Annotated in this window: 12 protein-coding genes; 11 read left to right on the forward strand and 1 reads right to left on the reverse strand. The window is 70.1% G+C overall.

What is annotated here, in order from left to right; all coding sequences use genetic code 11:
* The coding region (locus ACIPEK_RS44550; RefSeq protein WP_402008393.1) for a type I polyketide synthase at positions 1-1844 on the reverse strand (1844 nt) is incomplete at its 3' end.
* 301 nt (positions 1845-2145) lie between these two features.
* Here ACIPEK_RS44550 and ACIPEK_RS44555 point away from each other — a divergent pair.
* The 11 genes from ACIPEK_RS44555 to ACIPEK_RS44605 form a co-directional block, all read left to right on the forward strand.
* Complete coding sequence (locus ACIPEK_RS44555) at positions 2146-3087, forward strand: proline iminopeptidase-family hydrolase (RefSeq protein ID WP_402008395.1); 942 nt, start codon at positions 2146-2148, stop codon at positions 3085-3087.
* Positions 3084-4289, forward strand: a complete 1206-nt coding sequence (locus ACIPEK_RS44560) for a cytochrome P450 (RefSeq protein ID WP_402008397.1) — start codon at positions 3084-3086, stop codon at positions 4287-4289. Before ACIPEK_RS44555 ends, ACIPEK_RS44560 begins: the two co-directional genes overlap by 4 nt.
* A complete protein-coding gene (locus tag ACIPEK_RS44565) occupies positions 4286-4510 on the forward strand; it encodes a ferredoxin (RefSeq protein WP_266430973.1) in 225 nt (74 codons plus the stop codon). The genes ACIPEK_RS44560 and ACIPEK_RS44565 overlap by 4 nt, the downstream gene beginning before the upstream one ends.
* 113 nt (positions 4511-4623) lie before the next feature.
* Positions 4624-5571, forward strand: coding sequence for an ACP S-malonyltransferase (locus ACIPEK_RS44570; protein WP_402008399.1), 948 nt, complete (start codon positions 4624-4626; stop codon positions 5569-5571).
* Positions 5572-5609: 38 nt separating this feature from the next.
* A complete protein-coding gene (locus tag ACIPEK_RS44575; RefSeq protein ID WP_402008401.1) occupies positions 5610-5861 on the forward strand; it encodes an acyl carrier protein in 252 nt (83 codons plus the stop codon).
* A gap of 47 nt (positions 5862-5908) precedes the next feature.
* Positions 5909-7579, forward strand: a complete 1671-nt coding sequence (locus tag ACIPEK_RS44580; RefSeq protein ID WP_402008403.1) for an AMP-binding protein — start codon at positions 5909-5911, stop codon at positions 7577-7579.
* Positions 7580-7613: 34 nt separating this feature from the next.
* Positions 7614-9143 (forward strand): AMP-binding protein, encoded by a 1530-nt coding sequence (locus tag ACIPEK_RS44585; RefSeq protein ID WP_402008411.1) that lies wholly within the window; start codon positions 7614-7616, stop codon positions 9141-9143.
* Complete coding sequence (locus ACIPEK_RS44590) at positions 9140-10441, forward strand: type III PLP-dependent enzyme (protein WP_402008405.1); 1302 nt, start codon at positions 9140-9142, stop codon at positions 10439-10441. The genes ACIPEK_RS44585 and ACIPEK_RS44590 overlap by 4 nt, the downstream gene beginning before the upstream one ends.
* Complete coding sequence (locus ACIPEK_RS44595) at positions 10438-10941, forward strand: cobalamin B12-binding domain-containing protein (protein ID WP_402008407.1); 504 nt, start codon at positions 10438-10440, stop codon at positions 10939-10941. The genes ACIPEK_RS44590 and ACIPEK_RS44595 overlap by 4 nt, the downstream gene beginning before the upstream one ends.
* A gap of 314 nt (positions 10942-11255) precedes the next feature.
* Entirely contained in the window at positions 11256-12611 is a 1356-nt protein-coding gene (locus ACIPEK_RS44600) for a methylaspartate mutase (RefSeq protein ID WP_402008413.1), read from the forward strand.
* A 92-nt stretch (positions 12612-12703) separates the two neighbouring features.
* On the forward strand, positions 12704-17251 hold a 4548-nt coding region (locus ACIPEK_RS44605; RefSeq protein WP_402008409.1), incomplete at its 3' end, for a type I polyketide synthase.

Genomic DNA, 17251 nt, shown 5'->3' on the forward strand with positions numbered 1-17251 from the left:
TCCGAACCCTCCTGAGCGAAGAGCACATCCTTCAGGGGATGATCCAGCAGAGGGTCCAGGTATCCGCACACCTCGTCCAGGGCTGCCGCGAACACTGGAAAAGCTGCGGCGAGTTCGCGTCCCATACCGGGGCGTTGGGCGCCTTGCCCGGTGAACAGGAAGGCCAGCCGCCCCTCTCCCTCCGTGCCCCGCACGACACCCGCCTCCTCGCCGGCCTCCAGTGCCCGTAGCCCGGACAGCAACTGCCCACGCTCCGCACCGGTGACCACCGCACGACACTCCAGCTGCGCACGGGACGTGGCCAGGGCCAGGGCCACATCCACCGGATGAGGAGCCTGCGCCCCTTCCAGCAGGCCCACCAGACCGGCCGCCTGCGCCCGCAGCGCACCATCGGTCCGCGCGCTGAGCAACAGTGACAGCGTCGGCTGCGCGGCATCCTGACGCTCCGGGGCCGCCTCCTCCTGGGGCGCCTCTTCGATGATCACGTGCGCGTTCGTCCCGCTGATCCCGAACGACGAGACTCCCGCCCGGCGCGGCCGCGCACTGTCCCAGGCCACCGCCTCGGTCAGCAGCTCCACCCGCCCCACCGTCCAGTCCACCTTCGACGACGGCTCATCCACATGCAACGTCTTGGGCAGCACACCATGACGCATCGCCATGACCATCTTGATGATCCCGGCCACACCCGCCGCAGCCTGTGTATGACCCAGATTCGACTTCACCGATCCGAGCCACAATGGGCCCTGGTCCGAACGGTTCTGACCGTACGTCGCCAGCAGCGCCTGCGCCTCGATCGGGTCGCCGAGCTTCGTACCCGTACCGTGCGCCTCCACCGCGTCCACGTCAGCCGGACGCAGCCGCGCGTTTGCCAGTGCCTGCAGGATGACCCGCTGCTGCGACGGGCCGTTCGGCGCCGTCAGACTGCTGCTGGCCCCGTCCTGGTTGACCGCGCTGCCCCGTACCACTCCCAGCACGCGGTGGCCGTTGCGCTGGGCGTCGGAGAGCCGCTCCACCAACAGCACACCTACACCCTCGCCCCACCCGGTGCCGTCCGCGGCTTCGGCGAAGGCCTTGCAGCGGCCGTCGGCCGCGAGCCCGCGCTGCCGGCTGAACTCGGTGAAGGTGTCGGGCGTCGACATCACCGTCACACCGCCGGCCAGGGCCAGCGAGCATTCGCCGTTGCGCAGCGCCTGTACCGCCCAGTGCAGCGCCACCAGCGACGACGAGCACGCCGTGTCCACCGTCACCGCCGGGCCTTCCAGCCCCAGGGCGTAGGAGACGCGGCCCGACACGACGCTGCCTGAATTGCCGTTGCCGATGTACCCGTCCACCTCGTCCGGAATGCTGGACAGGCGCGAGGCGTAGTCGTGGTACATCACTCCGGCGAAGACACCGGTCCGACTGCCGCGCAGTGAGTGCGGGTCGAGCCCGGCGCGCTCCAGTGCTTCCCAGGAGGCCTCCAGGAGCAGCCGCTGCTGCGGGTCCATCGCCAGTGCCTCGCGCGGGCCGATGCCGAAGAACTCGGCGTCGAAGTCGGCCGCGTCGTGCAGGAATCCGCCCTCACGGGCATAGGTCTTGCCGGGCTGGTCCGGGTCGGGGTCGTACAGTCCCTCGATGTCCCAGCCACGCCCGGCGGGGAATCCGGAGATTCCGTCCCGGCCGGTTTCCAGTAGTTGCCACAGCTCCTCGGGAGATGTGACGCCACCCGGATAGCGGCAGCTCATGCCGACGATCGCGATGGGCTCGTGTTCCCTGCGCTCGGCTTCGCGCAACTGGCGGCGTGCCTCCCGAAGATCGGCCGTCGCTCGCTTGAGGTAGTCGAGAAGCTTCTTCTCGCTTTCCACCCAAGAACCCCCTGAACCCGTTCGGATTGTCCATCCGAACGCTACGGGCGGCCCTCATCCGCCGACCACCCATAGACCCCCCCTAGCCACCCCTACTAGCGGTCGCCGACAGGGGCCCCTACGTAAATACCGAAGCTATGGGCACTCTTAAGAATCACTTGGTGAACCACCATATCCAGGGGTCGGCGAAGAAGCCCTTCAACTAAGGGCTCATAGGGGCTGCTAGGGGTCTGCCCGGCTACCTCGCTGCTATAGCGTTCTTCCCGTTGAAGGCTGCGAAACATTGACCTGGGGTGGGAATATGCCCGCGACACCGACCGTCAGAGGAACCGCCCCCTTCGGCGATTACAAGACCTGGTACCGCGTCACCGGGGATCTCCGCTGCGGACTGCCGCCCGTCGTCGTACTGCACGGTGGTCCCGGCAGCACGCACGACTACCTGCTGAGCATGACGGCCCTGGCGGAGGCCGGCCGGCCGGTAGTCCACTACGACCAGCTGGGGAACGGCGGGTCGACGCGGCTGCCGGACAACGGGGCGGACTTCTGGACCGTCCAGCTCTTCCGGGACGAACTCGACAACCTGTTGCGGCACCTCGGGGTGGCCGACAACTACATTCTGTTCGGTCAGTCCTGGGGCGGGATGCTGGCCGCGGCTCATGCCTCCGACCGGCCGGCCGGACTACGCGGCCTGGTGATCGCCAACTCACCGGCGTCGATGCCGCTGTGGCTCCAGGAGATGAAGGTGCTCAGGGAGCAGCTTCCGCCAGAGGTGCAGGAGACGCTGCTCCAGCACGAGGCCGCGGGCACCACGGACACCGACGAATACTTCGCGGCCATGCGGGTCTTCTACGACCGTCATGTGTGCCGCGTCCTTCCGTGGCCCCGGGACTATCTGGCCACCTTCATGGAGATCAATGACGATCCGACCGTCTACCACGCCATGAACGGGCCCAATGAATTCCATGTCATCGGGACGCTCAAGGACTGGTCGGTCGAAGACCGGCTGCCGCACATCGAAGTACCGACCCTATTGATCAGCGGGCGTTACGACGAGGCCACGCCGGCCACCGTCCGACCCTATTTCGAGCGCATACCGAAAGTGCGCTGGGAAATCTTCGAGGAATCCAGTCACATGCCGCACATCGAAGAGCCCGAGCGTTTCACCTCGGTCATGGTCGGTTTTCTCAAGGAACTCCAAGAACACCAAGAACTCAACAACTTGAAGGATGAGGCACGCGGGTGACCACTGCTCAGGAGGTTCGCGCATATCCGTTCAGCGAGCCGGACCGGCTCATACTCGACCCCATGTACGCGAAGCTGCGTACGGAGGAACCGCTGAGCCGGGTGCAGTTCCCGATCGGCGAACCCGCCTGGCTGGCCACGCGCTACCAGGACGTACGCACCGTCCTGGCCGACCCCCGCTTCAGCCGGGCGATGGCCAGGACGCGCAACCAGCCGCGCACCCACCCCGGCGAGCACTTGGACGACGGTCTGGTCGGCATGGACGCACCGGACCACGCCCGACTTCGCAAGCTGGTCGCCAAGGCGTTCACCGGGCGCCGCGTGGAGCTGATGCGCGCGGACACCCAGCGGATCGTGAACGGCCTGGCCGACACCATGGTCGAGCAGGGCGGCCCCTTCGAGATGGTGGAGAACTTCGCCGTCCCCGTGCCGGTGACGGTGATCTCCGAGATGCTGGGTGTGCCGGCGGCGGACCGCCCCAAGCTGCGCGTCTGGTCCGAGGCGATGGTCTCCACGACGGCGCTGCCGTGGGAAGAGATGGAGCGCAACGCCAAGGAGCTGTTCGCCTACATCGGCGAGCTGGTCGCGGAGCGGCGTCGCAATCCCACCGAGGACCTGCTCGGCGCGCTGGTCAAGACGCGTGACGAGGACGGCGACCGGCTGAGCGAGGAGGAGCTGGTCATGCATGTGACCGGTGGCTTGCTCATCACCGGCACCGAGACGACCGCCTCGCAGATCCCCAACTTCCTCTACGCACTGCTCAGCCAGCGCGAACAGTGGGAACTGCTCTGCGCCAAGCCGAAGTTGGTGCCGCAGGCGGTCGAGGAACTGGTGCGTTGGATCCCGCTGAACTACTCCGCGATGTTCGCCAGGTACGCCCTGGAGGACGTCCAGTTCGGTGATGTCACGGTGAAGGCCGGTGAACCGGTGCTCGGTTCGGTGGCCTCGGCCAACCGCGACCCCGAGATCTTCGAGGACCCCGAGCGGCTCGACGTGACCCGCGAGAACAATCCGCACATCGGCTTCGGTCACGGACCGCACCACTGTCTGGGCGCCCAGCTGGCCCGGATGGAGCTCCAGAGTGTGCTGAGCACCCTCATCGAGCGCTTCCCCACCCTGGACATCGCCGATGTCGAGGACAGTGTCGTCTGGAAGCAGGGAATGCTGGTGCGCGGTCCGAAGCGGCTGCGAGTGACTTGGTGAGCAGTTGGGCCATCGCCGTCGACCGGACGGCCTGCATCGGCGCCTCGGTGTGCGCCAATTACGCGCCCGGCCACTTCGAGTTGCGGTCCGGCAAGTCCTACCCGCGGGTCGGGACGACGGAACCCGACGAGGCGGCGCTGGACGCCGCGGAGACCTGCCCGGTGTCCGCGATCACGGTGCACGACACCAGCACCGGCGTGCTGCTCGCTCCCGAGGAGTAGCTGTACGTGTACGGGCGCCGCTCCCCGTAACCCGTCCGCCCGCCCGCTCCATCACCCCCGCAACTCAACGCCTGTGCCTCCGTATGCCTGTACGTCTCGAAGGGACCGTGCACATGACCACCGCATCCCGGACCGGTACCGCGATGATCTTCCCCGGCATGGGGCCCACCCCCTTCGCGGAGGTCGGGAAGTTCATGGTCATCAACCCCTACGCCCGGAAGCTGGTCGCCACCGCCGACCAGGTCCTCGGGTACTCGCTGCTCGACCGCTACCGGCAGACCGAGGGCGACTACAGCGAATACGCCCAGGTCGCGTTCATGGTCAACTCGCTGGCGCTGGCCCAGTGGGCCGGGCACACGCTGGGTGTCGAGGCCGAGCTGTGCACGGGGCCGAGCTTCGGCGAGAAGCCGGCCGCCGCGTTCAGCGGCGCGCTGGACTTCCCCGACGCCGTCCGCGCCACCGCCGGATTCGCGCGCCTGCTGGAGGACTACTTCAGTACAGAGTTCAAGGACCTGGTCACCCACTCCTTCGTGCGGGTGCCCGAGGACAAGCTGCGCGAAGTACTGGCAGAGCTGGACGAACGCGGCGAGACATACGAGATCTCCTGCTACATCGACGACGACTTCTACATGCTCACGCTGCGCGAGCACAACCTCGAATGGCTGAAGCCCAGGCTGCGTTCACTGGGCGGCCTGTCGCTGTACTCGATGCGGCCGCCGATGCACTGCTCGGCGTTCGGAGGACTGCGCGCCCGCGCCCAGGAAGAGGTCTTCGGGCCCCTGGACTTCGCCGACCCGCGGATCCCGGTCGTCGCGGATCAGGACGGCTCTCTGATCACCACGGGTGAGGGGGTGCGCACCATGCTGCTGGACAGCTGCGTACGCCCGATGCGCTGGCCCGCGGTCGTCGACGCGCTGCGCGAAGCCGGCGTCGGCGCCGTGTGCGTGGCCGGTCAGGACAGTCTCTTCGGCCGGGTGCGGCGCACGACGTCCAACTTCGAGGTGGTGCCGGTCACGCCGCGGGTCGCTCTCCAGCCGAGGCCGCAGCCCGCCCGTACCTGAACCGTTCCCCTCTCACCTCTCCCGAAAGGCAATTCACCATGTGGGACCAGAAGTTCGATGACCTGCTGCGCAGGTTCCTGCCGTTCCTCGGCGCCGACGAGAAGCTCTCCGAGGACACCACGCTGCGCGACCTGGGCCTGGACTCGCTCGGCATCGTCGAGCTGCTCGCGGCGCTGGAGCAGACGTACGACGTGCGGTTCCAGGACGAGGCACTCGGCCAGGAGACGTTCCAGACCCCCGGTGTGCTGTGGAAGGTGCTGTCCGGTCTGGTCGAGGAGCAGGCCGCCTGAATCCGCGGCACCCGGGACCCGCAGGGTCGAGCATCGAAGGAGGAGCAGTGGACGCAACCGTGGGAGAGGCGCTGCACGGGCGTTTTCTGCGCGGAGTCGACCTGGCGCCGCGCAACGACGCGGTACGGGTCGGGGCCGACTCGGTCACGTACGAGCAGGCGCACGAGAGGGCGCTCGTCTGGGCAGGCGCGCTGCTGCGCGCGGTGCGCAAACCGCCGAGCACCGTGGCGGTGCTGGCGGCGAAGGGAGTCGACGCGTACGTCGGCATCCTCGCGGCGCTGTACGCGGGGGCCACCGTCGTGCCGCTGCAACCGGGCTTCCCCCCGGCGCGCACCCGCCGCATGATGCGGGCCGCCCAGGTGTCCGCCGTCATCGCCGACAAGGCCGGCTGGGCTCAGTTGCCGGAGCTGATGGCACCGGGGCCAAACGGCGAGGAGCCGCTCGACACTGGTGGCCCCGACGGCGTACTGCCCGTCCTCGCGCCCGGTTGCGGACCCGGTACGCATCCGAGTGTCGACCGGATCGTCCCGGAAGCGGCCGGTGCGCTGAGCGAGCCGCGCCCGGTGCGGCCGGCCGACGCGGCGTACGTGTTGTTCACCTCCGGGTCGACGGGCCGCCCCAAGGGCGTGCCGATCAGCCACGGAAGTGCCTCGCACTACTTCCGGCTCCAGGACGAGCGCTACGACTTCACGCCGCAGGACGTCTTCTCCCAGACCTTCGACCTCAACTTCGACTGCGCGATGTTCGACCTGTTCTGCGCCTGGGGTGCGGGGGCGACCGCACTGTGGGCGCCGCCCGATGCGTACCGCGCGATGCCCACCTTCCTGGCCGAGAGCCGGACAACGGTGTGGTTCTCCACGCCCAGCGCGATCCCGCTGGTGCGCCGTCTCGGCGGGCTGGCTCCCGGCGCTCTGTCCGGACTGCGCTGGAGCTTCTTCGCCGGTGAGGCACTGACCTGTCAGGACGCCGCCGCCTGGCAGGCGGCCGCGCCGCATTCGACGCTGGAGAACCTGTACGGACCGACCGAGCTGACGATCACGATCGCCGCGCACCGGTGGGAGCCGGAGCGTTCCCCGGGGATCGCGGTGAACGGCGTGGTGCCGATCGGCCGGGTCAACGACGGACACGACCACCTCCTGCTCGACGAAGGTGGCCAACCCGACCTCAGTGAGGGTGAGTTGTGTGTGACGGGACCTCAGATGACGTGCGGCTACCTCGATCCGGCTGACAACGAAGGCCGCTTCCTGGAGCACGACGAGCGCACCTGGTACCGCACCGGAGACCGGGTCCGGCGAATCGGCGAGGACGGCGAACTCGCCTACCTGGGACGGCTGGACTCGCAGGTGCAGATCGCGGGATGGCGCGTGGAGCTCCCTGAGATCGACCACGCGCTGCGCGGCTGCGAGGGCGTCATCGAGGCGGTCACGGTCGATGTGGCCGGCGCTTCGGGCACCGAACTCGCGGTCTTCTACACCGGTTCGGCCGTGCCCGCCGCCACGTTCGCCCGGCAGCTGCGGGCGGTCCTGCCGCAGGGCATGACGCCCAGGCACTACTGGCGGCTGGACGAGTTCCCGCTCAATTCCAACCGGAAGACCGACCGGGGTGTACTGCGGGGCCGTGCCGAGGCGCGGCTGGAAGCGGCCCGTACGCACAGCGCCCCCGGCGCCACCACTGAGACCACCAGCACGTCCAGCAAGCCCAGCACGCCGACGACCTGACAGGAGAAGAGCGTTGGACAGCACTTCCGGCGCGGTGCACGGGGTCCCCCTGCCCGGCCACAGTCATGGCAGCCTTGTCCACACCCTGCTGGACGAGGCCGTCTCCTCCACGCCCTCATCGGCGGCGGTCAGCGACGCCGACGGGCAGTGGAGCTACGCCCGTCTCGACAAGTACAGCCGCGCCTTCGCCGACTGGCTGGAGGCGCAGGGTCTCGGACCGGGCGATCGCCTGGTCGTACAGTTGCCGACCAACCGGGAACTGGTCGCCCTGTTCTACGGCGCGTCCCGGCGCGGAGTCGTCTTCGTACCGCTCAACCCGAACATGAAGGCATTCCACCTGCGTTCGGTGCTGGAGAACGCCGAGCCCGCCCTGGTCATCGGCGCCGAAGGACAGCACGAGACGCTCAGCACGGTCACCACGGCCCCCGTCCACCCGTTCGGCGGTGTGTGGAGCGAGGTGGAGAAGATCGCCGACCGGGGCCCGCGGCCGCAGACGGCGGTCGACGTCGCGCCGGACCAGCCCGCGGTCCTCGTCTACACCTCGGGCAGCACCGCCGCCCCGAAGGCAGTGATCTGCCCGCACGCGCAGATCACCTTCGCCACCCGGTCGATGGTCCAGGTGCTCGGCTACCGCCCCGACGACGTGGTGTTCTGCCGCTTCCCGATGTCCTGGGACTACGGCCTGTACAAGGTCCTGATGTGCGCGGTCGGGCGCAGCGAAATCGTGCTGGCCGACGGCGAGTCGGACCTCCGGCTGCTGTCCGCCATCAGGGACAGCGGGGCCACCGTCGTCCCGATCGTGCCGTCGCTGGCCACCATGATCGCCACGCTGGCGCGCCGCTCCGAGAATCCCGCGCCCCTGGTGCGGATGTTCACCAACACCGGTGCCGCGCTGCCCCAGCCGACCATCGAGACGCTGCGCGACGCGTTCCCCGGTGCGCGTGTGGTCCGCCAGTTCGGGCAGACCGAGTGCAAGCGCGTCTCCATCATGCCGCCGGGGCAGGACCGCGAGCGGCCCGACTCGGTCGGTCTGCCGCTGCCCGGCACCCGGGTCCTCATCCTGGGCGAGGACGGCGAGCCCGTGCCCGCCGGGGAGTCCGGCGAGATCGTCGCCGCGGGCCCGCACGTGATGCCCGGGTACTGGCGCAATCCGGAGGTGAGCGCGCGCAACTTCCGCCGTCACGAGCCCTCCGGAGAGCTGCGGCTGCACACCGGGGACTACGGCTCTCTCGACGAGGACGGCTATCTGTACTTCCAGGGCCGCCGCGACGACATGTTCAAGCGCAAGGGCATCCGGATGAGCACCATCGAGATCGAGGCCGCCGCCATGGACATTCCCGGCGTGCGGCAGGCGGCGGTGCTGCCGCCCTCGGACCGGCACGACCTGGCGCTGTTCGTGGAGTCCGATCTCGCGCCACACGCGATCCTGCGCGAGCTGGCGGGTCGGCTGGAGCGGCAGAAGGTTCCAGCGACCTGTCGGGTACTCAGCGATTTCCCCCTCACCCTGCACGGCAAGAACGAGAAGAAGCAGCTCGCCGAGCTGCTCGACGGGAGCGATCAGTGACTCGGTACACCGCGCTGGCCGAGCGGTACGGCACTCCGCTGTACGTGTACGACCTGGACCGGGTCGCCGCGGCGCGGCAGGACCTGTTCGACGCTCTGCCTGAACCGTTCAGTCTGTTCAGCGCGGTCAAGGCCAATCCGCACCCGGAGGTGCTGCGCGCCCTTGGCGCGGGCGACGGGCGCGTCTGCCGGGCCGAGATCAGCTCGCTGGGCGAGCTGGGCGCCGCACTGGAGGCCGGGTTCGATCCGGCGGAGATCCTTTACACCGGTCCTGGCAAGACGGACGGCGAGCTGGTCGACGCCATCGGCGCCGGGGTGCGGCTGTTCTCGGTGGAGTCCCTCACCGACCTGGAGCACGTGGGCGCCGCCGCCGGTGTCCAGGGGGTGGTGGCCGACTGTCTGCTGCGCATCAACAGCGCCTCGGCCAGCGCCACCACCAGCATCCGCATGACCGGCACGCCCTCGCAGTTCGGCATCGACACCGAGACGCTGGGCGAGGTACTGCCCAAACTGCGCGCGGTGCCCGGCACCCGGGTCGCGGGTGCGCACTTCTTCCCGCTCAGCAATGCCAGGGACGAGGACAGCCTGGTCGGGGAGTTCCGGCACACGTTGTCGGTCGCCGCCGATCTTGAGAGCGAACACGGGCTGCCGCTGCGGTTCCTGGACATCGGCGGCGGGTTCGCCGCACCGTACGCCGTGCCCGGTGAGCGCCCGGTGTACGAGAAGCTGCGCGAGCGGCTGGAGACCACGCTGGACGAGCTGTTCCCCGACTGGCGCCGGGGCACACCGCACCTCGCCTGCGAGTCCGGCCGCTATCTGGTGGGCGACAGCGGTGTGCTGCTGACCCGGGTGGTCAACATCAAGGAGAGCCGCGGCCGTACGTTCGTCATCCTGGACGCCGGCATCAACACCTTCGGCGGGATGTCGGGCCTGGGCCGGCTGCTGCCTGTGGCGGTGCAGCCGGAGGGTCCCGAGCAGGCCGAGGAGATCGAGGACGGCACAGGGCTGAGCGCCAGTCTGGTCGGTCCGCTGTGCACGCCGGGCGATGTGCTCGGCCGGCAGGTGGACCTGCCGAATCTGCGCGTCGGCGACATCCTCACCATCCCTAACGCCGGGGCGTACGGCCCCACCGCGAGCCTCCTGATGTTCCTGGGCCGGCCCGCTCCCGCCGAGGTGCTGGTGCGCGGTGGTGAGGTGGTGTCCGCGTCCCGGCTGGAGCACAGCCGGGTCCCGCTGACACCGCCGGCCCCGTCGGCCCCGTTGGAAGGCCCGGCACCGGTCGGTGGAGGGCGGGCATGACCCTACTCGCGCGGCAGCTGACGGAACCGGGACCGGCGGGCACCGAGGCGAACACGGCAGCGGTGGCCACGGCGCGACGCCGGCAGACGGTCCTGGTCAGCGGGCTGGCTTCCGACTCGCACACCTGGAACCTGGTGTTCATGCAGCTGCTGATCGAGGAGCAGGGGTACGACGTGGTGAATCTGGGCCCGTGCGTCCCGGACGAGCTGCTCGTACAGGAGTGCCTGGAGCGCACGCCGGCCATGCTCGTACTGAGCAGCGTCAACGGTCACGGCGCCCAGGACGGTCTGCGCGTCATCAGGAAGCTCCGCGACGAGCCTGGACTGGCGGAGCTGCCCGCGGTGATCGGTGGGAAGCTCGGCATCTCCGGCGGCGAGGGCGCTGGGCGCGTGGCGGAACTGGTCGCCGCGGGCTTCGACAGTGTCTTCGAGGACGGCGCGCAGGAGATCGCCGCCTTCCAGCGCTTCATCGGTGGCATACCGCAGAGAGCACTGTCGTGAACGACCGCTTCGCTGCGGCGCCGGAGAACGGTCCGGCCCGGCGAGGCGCCGGCAGAGCCGGTGCCGAGCCGGGAGTTGCCGCGACGGCCGGTACGGAGCCGGACCTGGCACCGGACGGCACGCCCGGCGGTGCCACGCCGGCCGGCGCCGTGTCCGGGAACGTCCCGTTGGACGGAGCCCCAACGAGCATTGTCCCGCAGGGTGGCTCCCCGGCAAGCGGTTCCGTGTCCGGCGGGGGCCCGGCAGTCCGTGCTGTCGCCGGCAGTACGGGGGGTACGTCCGTGCCCGGCGTCATCCCGGGGCGCACCCGGCCCGTGGACCCGCCCGGTCCGGCCGTGCGGGCGGCCGGCGCTCCGGATTCCCCGGTCGGCGACTTCGGCGCGTTCGTGCGCCGCTCGCACCGGGCCGGCCGACTCGTCGTGCAGCCCCGCATGGGGTTCGGCGACCCAGCGACCATGCGCGAAGGGCTGCTCGCCACCCGGCGTGCCGACGCCACCACCGTCGGCACCCTCACCCTGGACAGCTACACCCGGGTCGGGGACCTCGCCGCGATCGAGGCGGCGCTGCGGGAAGGCATCGGCCTCAACGGCTTCCCCATTGTCAGTTACGACGTCGAGACCACCCGTTCGGTACTGCGCGACGTGCGCTCCGACGACTTCCCGGTGCAGGTCAGGCACGGCTCCGCGGTGCCGTTCGACATCTTCGTCGCCCTGATGCGGGCCGGGCTCAGCGCCACCGAGGGCGGCCCGGTCTCGTACTGCCTGCCGTACGGCCGTACCCCGCTCGACGAGTCGATGCGCAACTGGGAGCGCAGCGGCACCCTGTTCGCACAGCTTCGCGAGTGGGGCGCCAATCCCCACATGGAGACCTTCGGCGGCTGCATGCTGGGCCAGCTGTGCCCGCCGAGCATGCTCGTCGCCGTCAGCGTCCTGGAGGCGCTGTTCTTCCACCGTCTCGGGATCGGCGACCTGTCCGTCAGCTACGCCCAGCAGACCAATGGCGCGCAGGACCGCGAGGCGGTGCTCGCGCTCCGCAGGCTGTGCGCGGAGCTGCTGCCGGACGCCGACTGGCACGTAGTGATCTACGCCTACATGGGTGTGTATCCCACGACGCCCGAGGGCGGCTACCGGCTGCTCGGGCAGGCCGCCGAACTCGCGGTCAGCACCGGCTCGGAACGGCTGATCGTCAAGACCGTCGCCGAGTCCCGCCGCATCCCCACCATCGCGGAGAACGTGGCCGCGCTGGAGCACGCCGACCGGGTGGCCCGGATGGCCGGAGCCACCGGAGGCCCAGGGGTGCCGGCTGCCACGGCCACCGCGGCCGCGGAAGCCGCGATGCAGGATTCGCAGACATACGCCGAGGCGCGCTCGCTCGTCGACGCGGTGCTGAACAGTCACCCGGACCTGGGCCACGCCCTGCTGCTCGCGTTCAAGCGCGGTTACCTGGACATTCCTTACTGCCTGCATCCGGACAACGCCGGCCGCAGTCGCAGCCACATCGACGGCGACGGCTGGCTGCGCTGGGCCGACACCGGATCGCTGCCCCTTGCCGGCCTGGTGGGCGGCCGCCGGGCCCGTCCCGTCACCTCCTCAGACCTGCTCGAAGCGCTGTCCTTCGTGCAGCGCAGCTACGACCAGCCGTTCCTGTACGGGGACCGGCCGCTGTCCTGACCGCCCGCCGGTCCGGCCCGTGCCCCGTCCTTCCCCGTCCGTCCCTCCCCGCCCTGTTCCTCGCCCGCGGAATTCTTTTTGGAGTGCACCGAATGACCGAGTCTGAGAACATTCTTTCCGAGTCCGGTGGCAAGCCGAGGAGCAAGCCGGAGGCGCCACAGTCCGCTCTGGTGCGGCGGCTCACGGGGCTGACCGCGGCCGAGCAGGAACGCGCCGTACTGGAGATCGTGCACGAGCAGACCGTCGCCGCGCTGCGCCGGGCCCGTCCGGAAACAAAGGACGTGGTGGACACCGCACGCCCGTTCCTGGAGCTGGGTTTCGACTCGCTGGCGGCAGTGGACCTGCACACCCGGCTGTCCGCGGCCACCGGTCTGGAACTGCCCATCACAGCGGTCTACGACCACCCCACCCCGCTCGAACTGAGCCGCTTCGTACGCACCAAGGCCCTCGGCCTGCCCCCCGAGCCCGTCGACGCGGCCGTCCGGCAGACATCGGGGGACGACGACGACCCCATCGCAATCATCGGCATCGGCTGCCACTACCCCGGCGGCGTCAACTCCCCCGAGGAATTCTGGGCGTTGATGGCCGAGGGCCGTGAGGTGCTCTCGGACTTCCCCACCGACCGCGGCTGGGACGTTCCCGGCATGTTCGACCCGGACCCGGACCAGCCCGGCAAGTCGTACGTCGACAAGGGCGGCTTTCTGGCGAACGCGGCCGATTTCGACGCGGACTTCTTCAAGATCAGCCCCCGCGAGGCGCTGGCGATGGACCCGCAGCAACGCCTGATCCTGGAAACCTCCTGGGAAGCACTGGAGCGCGCCGGGATCAACCCGGCCTCACTCCGGGGCAGCCGGACCGGTGTCTTCTTCGGCGCCGAGGTGCATGAGTACGGCACCCGGGTGCACCAGGCCCCGCTGGGCCTCGACGGCTACCTGATGACCGGCAACGCGCCCAGCGTCGCGTCCGGCCGCGTCTCGTACACCCTGGGTCTGGAAGGCCCGGCCGTGACGGTGGACACGGCGTGCTCGGGCTCGCTGGTCTCCATGCACCTGGCGGCCCAGTCGCTGCGCAACGGCGAGTGTTCACTCGCCCTGGTGGGCGGCGTCGCCGTCATGGGCAGCCCCGGCATGTTCACCGCGTTCAGCCGGCAGCGCGGTCTTGCGGCCGACGGCCGCTGCAAGGCCTTCGCCGAAGCCGCGGACGGCACCGGATTCGCCGAGGGCGCCGGCGTGTTCGTGGTGGAGCGCCTGTCGGACGCACGGCGCAACGGTCACCGGGTGATGGCGGTACTGCGCGGCAGCGCGGTCAACCAGGACGGCGCCAGCAACGGCCTCACCGCGCCGAACGGTCCGTCGCAGCAGCGGCTGATCCTGCAGGCCCTGGCCAACGCGGGACTGAGCCCGGCCGATGTGGACGCGGTCGACGCGCACGGTACGGGAACGAAGCTCGGCGACCCGATCGAGGCCCAGGCGATCCTGGCGACGTACGGTCAGGAACGGTCCGCCGACCGGCCGTTGCGACTCGGCTCGGCCAAGTCCAACCTCGGGCACACGCAGGCCGCCGGCGGCGCGGCCAGCGTGATCAAAATGGTGCTGGCCATGCAGCACGGCATGCTGCCCAAGACGCTGCACGTGGATGCTCCGAGCCATCACGTCGACTGGTCGGCAGGTGAGGTGGAACTGCTCACCGAGGCCATGCCGTGGGACGCCCCGGACGGACGGCCGCGCCGGGCGGGCATCTCCGCGTTCGGCATCAGCGGTACGAACGCGCACGTGATCATCGAAGAGGCACCGCAGGAGCAGGCGGCGAAGACCCCGGAGCGTCAGGATTCCACGGACCCGGCAGCGCTGCCGCTGGTTCTCAGCGCCCGGACGAGCGACGCGCTCAGCGCGCAGGCGGCGGGGCTGTTGGGCCTGATGGAGCGTGCGGATGCTCCGGATCCGGTGGACGTGGGTGTCGCGCTGGCGACGACGCGGGCGGAACTGGACCACCGTGCGGTGGTGACGGGCGCCGGGCGCGACGAGCTGATCGCAGGGCTGCGAGCACTGGCCGAAAGCACTGAGAGCGCGTCAGAGGTCGTGCAGGGAAGCGTGGTTGACGGTCGGCTGGCGTTCCTGTTCACGGGGCAGGGTGCGCAGCGGGTCGGTATGGGCCGTGAACTGGCCGCCGTCTTCCCGGTGTTCGAGACCGCGCTGGACGAGGCGTGCGGTCATCTCGACCTTCAGCTGGAACGGTCTTTGAAGGATGTGCTGTTCGCTGAGGCGGGGTCGGCGGAGGCTGCGCTGCTGGATCGTACGGAGTACGCGCAGCCGGCGCTGTTCGCGGTGGAGACGGCGCTGTTCCGGCTGGTGGAGTCGTGGGGTGTGCGGCCCGATGTGCTGGCCGGGCATTCGATCGGTGAGATCGGTGCGGCGCACGCGGCCGGAGTCTTCTCGTTGGCGGACGCGTGTGCGCTGGTCGCGGCGCGCGGCCGGCTGATGCAGGCGCTGCCCGAGGGCGGGGTGATGGCGGCCGTGCAGGCCACCGAGGAGGAGGTCCGCGCGCTGCTCGACGGGGTCGGGGACGCCACGGTCGCGGCGGTCAACGGGCCGCGCGCGGTGGTGGTTTCCGGGGCTGAGGCCTCCGTGGAGAGGGTGGTGGAGGCGGTACGCGCGCAGGGCGGCAAGACGTCGCGTCTGAAGGTCTCGCACGCCTTCCACTCACCCCTGATGGACCCGATGCTCGACGAGTTCCGGCAGATCGCCCGGGTGCTGGACTACACCGAACCCCGTATCCCGGTCGTCTCCAACGTGACCGGACGCACCGCCAAGCCGGGAGAGCTCACGTCCCCCGAGTACTGGGTGTCGCATGTTCGCCAAGCGGTCCGGTTCGCGGACGGGATACGGGCCCTGGCCGGCGAGGGTGTGACGACGTTCCTGGAGGTCGGCCCGGACGCCGTCCTCACCGCCATGGCCCCCGGCGCCCTGCCCGACGACTCCACGGCGGTGTTCGTCCCGCTGCTGCGCCGCAACCGCCCCGAGCAGCCAGAAACCCTCACCGCCCTGGCCCGGCTGTGGACCGGCGGCCACCCTGTCCACTGGACCGCCCTCCACACCGGCAACCCGACCCGCCCCGTCAACCTCCCCACTTACCCCTTCCAACGCCGGCGTTATTGGCTGGACGCCGTCCCTGACACCGGCGACGTCACCACCCTGGGCCAGGCCCCCGCGGACCATCCGCTGCTTGGCGCCTTCATCACCGCCCCTGGCACCGACACCACCGTCCTCACCGGACGCATCAGCACGCAGAGTCACGCCTGGCTGGCCGACCACGCCATCATGGGCACCACCCTCCTGCCCGGCACCGCCTTCGTCGAGCTCGCCCTCCACGCCGGCCACCACACCCACACTCCCCACCTCGAAGAACTCACCCTCCACGCGCCCCTCGCACTCCACCCCGACCAGCACACCGATCTGCGCATCCAGACCAGCGCCCCCGACCACACCCTCACCATCCACTCCCGCCCCCACGGCGCCGCGGGCGCGACACCCTGGACCCTCCACGCCACGGGCAGCCTCAGTTCCGAACTCCCTGCACCCGGAGCCGAATTCGCCCTGGCCAGCTGGCCGCCGCCGGGCGCCAGGCCCATCCCCCTCCACGACACGTACGAACGGCTCGCCGCCCAGGGCTACCACTACGGCCCCTACTTCCAGGGGCTCAAGGCCGCTTGGCAGCAGGGCAGCGAAATCTTCGCCGAAGTGGCTCTCCCCGAAGAGGCGCACGGCGACGCCGGTGCGTTCGGTCTCCACCCGGCCCTACTCGACGCCGCACTCCACGCCACGGACCTCGGCAAGAGCGACGATCCTGAGGGCGCCCGGCAGACGGCCCTGCCTTTCGCGTGGAGCGGCGTCTGCGTCTACGCGACAGGCGCGACCTCCCTGCGCGTACGCATCACCCCGGCGGGCAACGACGGCGTACGTCTCCACCTCGCCGACCCGACGGGCCAACCGGTCGCTGTGGTAGAGCAGTTGGCCATGCGCCCCGTGTCGGCCGACCAGATCGCGGCAGCCCGCGACGGCGCCGACACGCCGCTCTACGTCGTGGAGTGGAACACGCTGCCTGTCGCCGCGGACCAGGCGGACCCTGGCGTTACGAGCTGGGCGGCGCTCGGCGAGCGGGCGACACAGTGGGAATGGACCGGCGCCACGACGCACACCGACCTGGCAGCCCTCGCCGCGGGGGCCGGCGTGGTGCCCGATGTCGTCGTACTGACCTGCCCGGAAGGGCCGGACGCCGCCGACATGCCGGAGCGGCTGCGCGAAGCCACCGGCGGTGTGCTGACGGCACTTCAGGCGTGGCTGGGCGACGAGCGGTTCTCGTCCTCGCAGTTGGTGGTGGTGACCCGGGGCGCGGTCGGCCCCCGTGACGGGCTCGATGAGCCGGTGGACCTCGCGGGTGCGGCCGTGTGGGGTCTGGTGCGTTCCGCGCAGGCCGAACACCCGGACCGTTTCACCCTGTTGGACTGGGACGGCACACAGCCTCCGCTCCCCCGGCTCGCCACAGTCCTGTCGGGTGGTGAGCCGGAACTGGCCCTGCGCAACGGCGAAACCTACGTACCCCGCCTCGTACGAGCCACCACACCCCACCCCGACACCTCAACC

The organism is Streptomyces sp. NPDC088246 (assembly GCF_044741025.1).
GTDB lineage: Bacteria > Actinomycetota > Actinomycetes > Streptomycetales > Streptomycetaceae > Streptomyces.

What these genes read in the sequence shown, in the direction of transcription:
- ACIPEK_RS44555 (WP_402008395.1), top strand. Translation starts at nt 2,146, where the DNA reads ATGCCCGCGACACCGACCGTCAGAGGAACCGCCCCCTTCGGCGATTAC.
- ACIPEK_RS44570 (WP_402008399.1), top strand. Translation starts at nt 4,624, where the DNA reads ATGACCACCGCATCCCGGACCGGTACCGCGATGATCTTCCCCGGCATG.
- ACIPEK_RS44575 (WP_402008401.1), top strand. Translation starts at nt 5,610, where the DNA reads ATGTGGGACCAGAAGTTCGATGACCTGCTGCGCAGGTTCCTGCCGTTC.
- ACIPEK_RS44595 (WP_402008407.1), top strand. Translation starts at nt 10,438, where the DNA reads ATGACCCTACTCGCGCGGCAGCTGACGGAACCGGGACCGGCGGGCACC.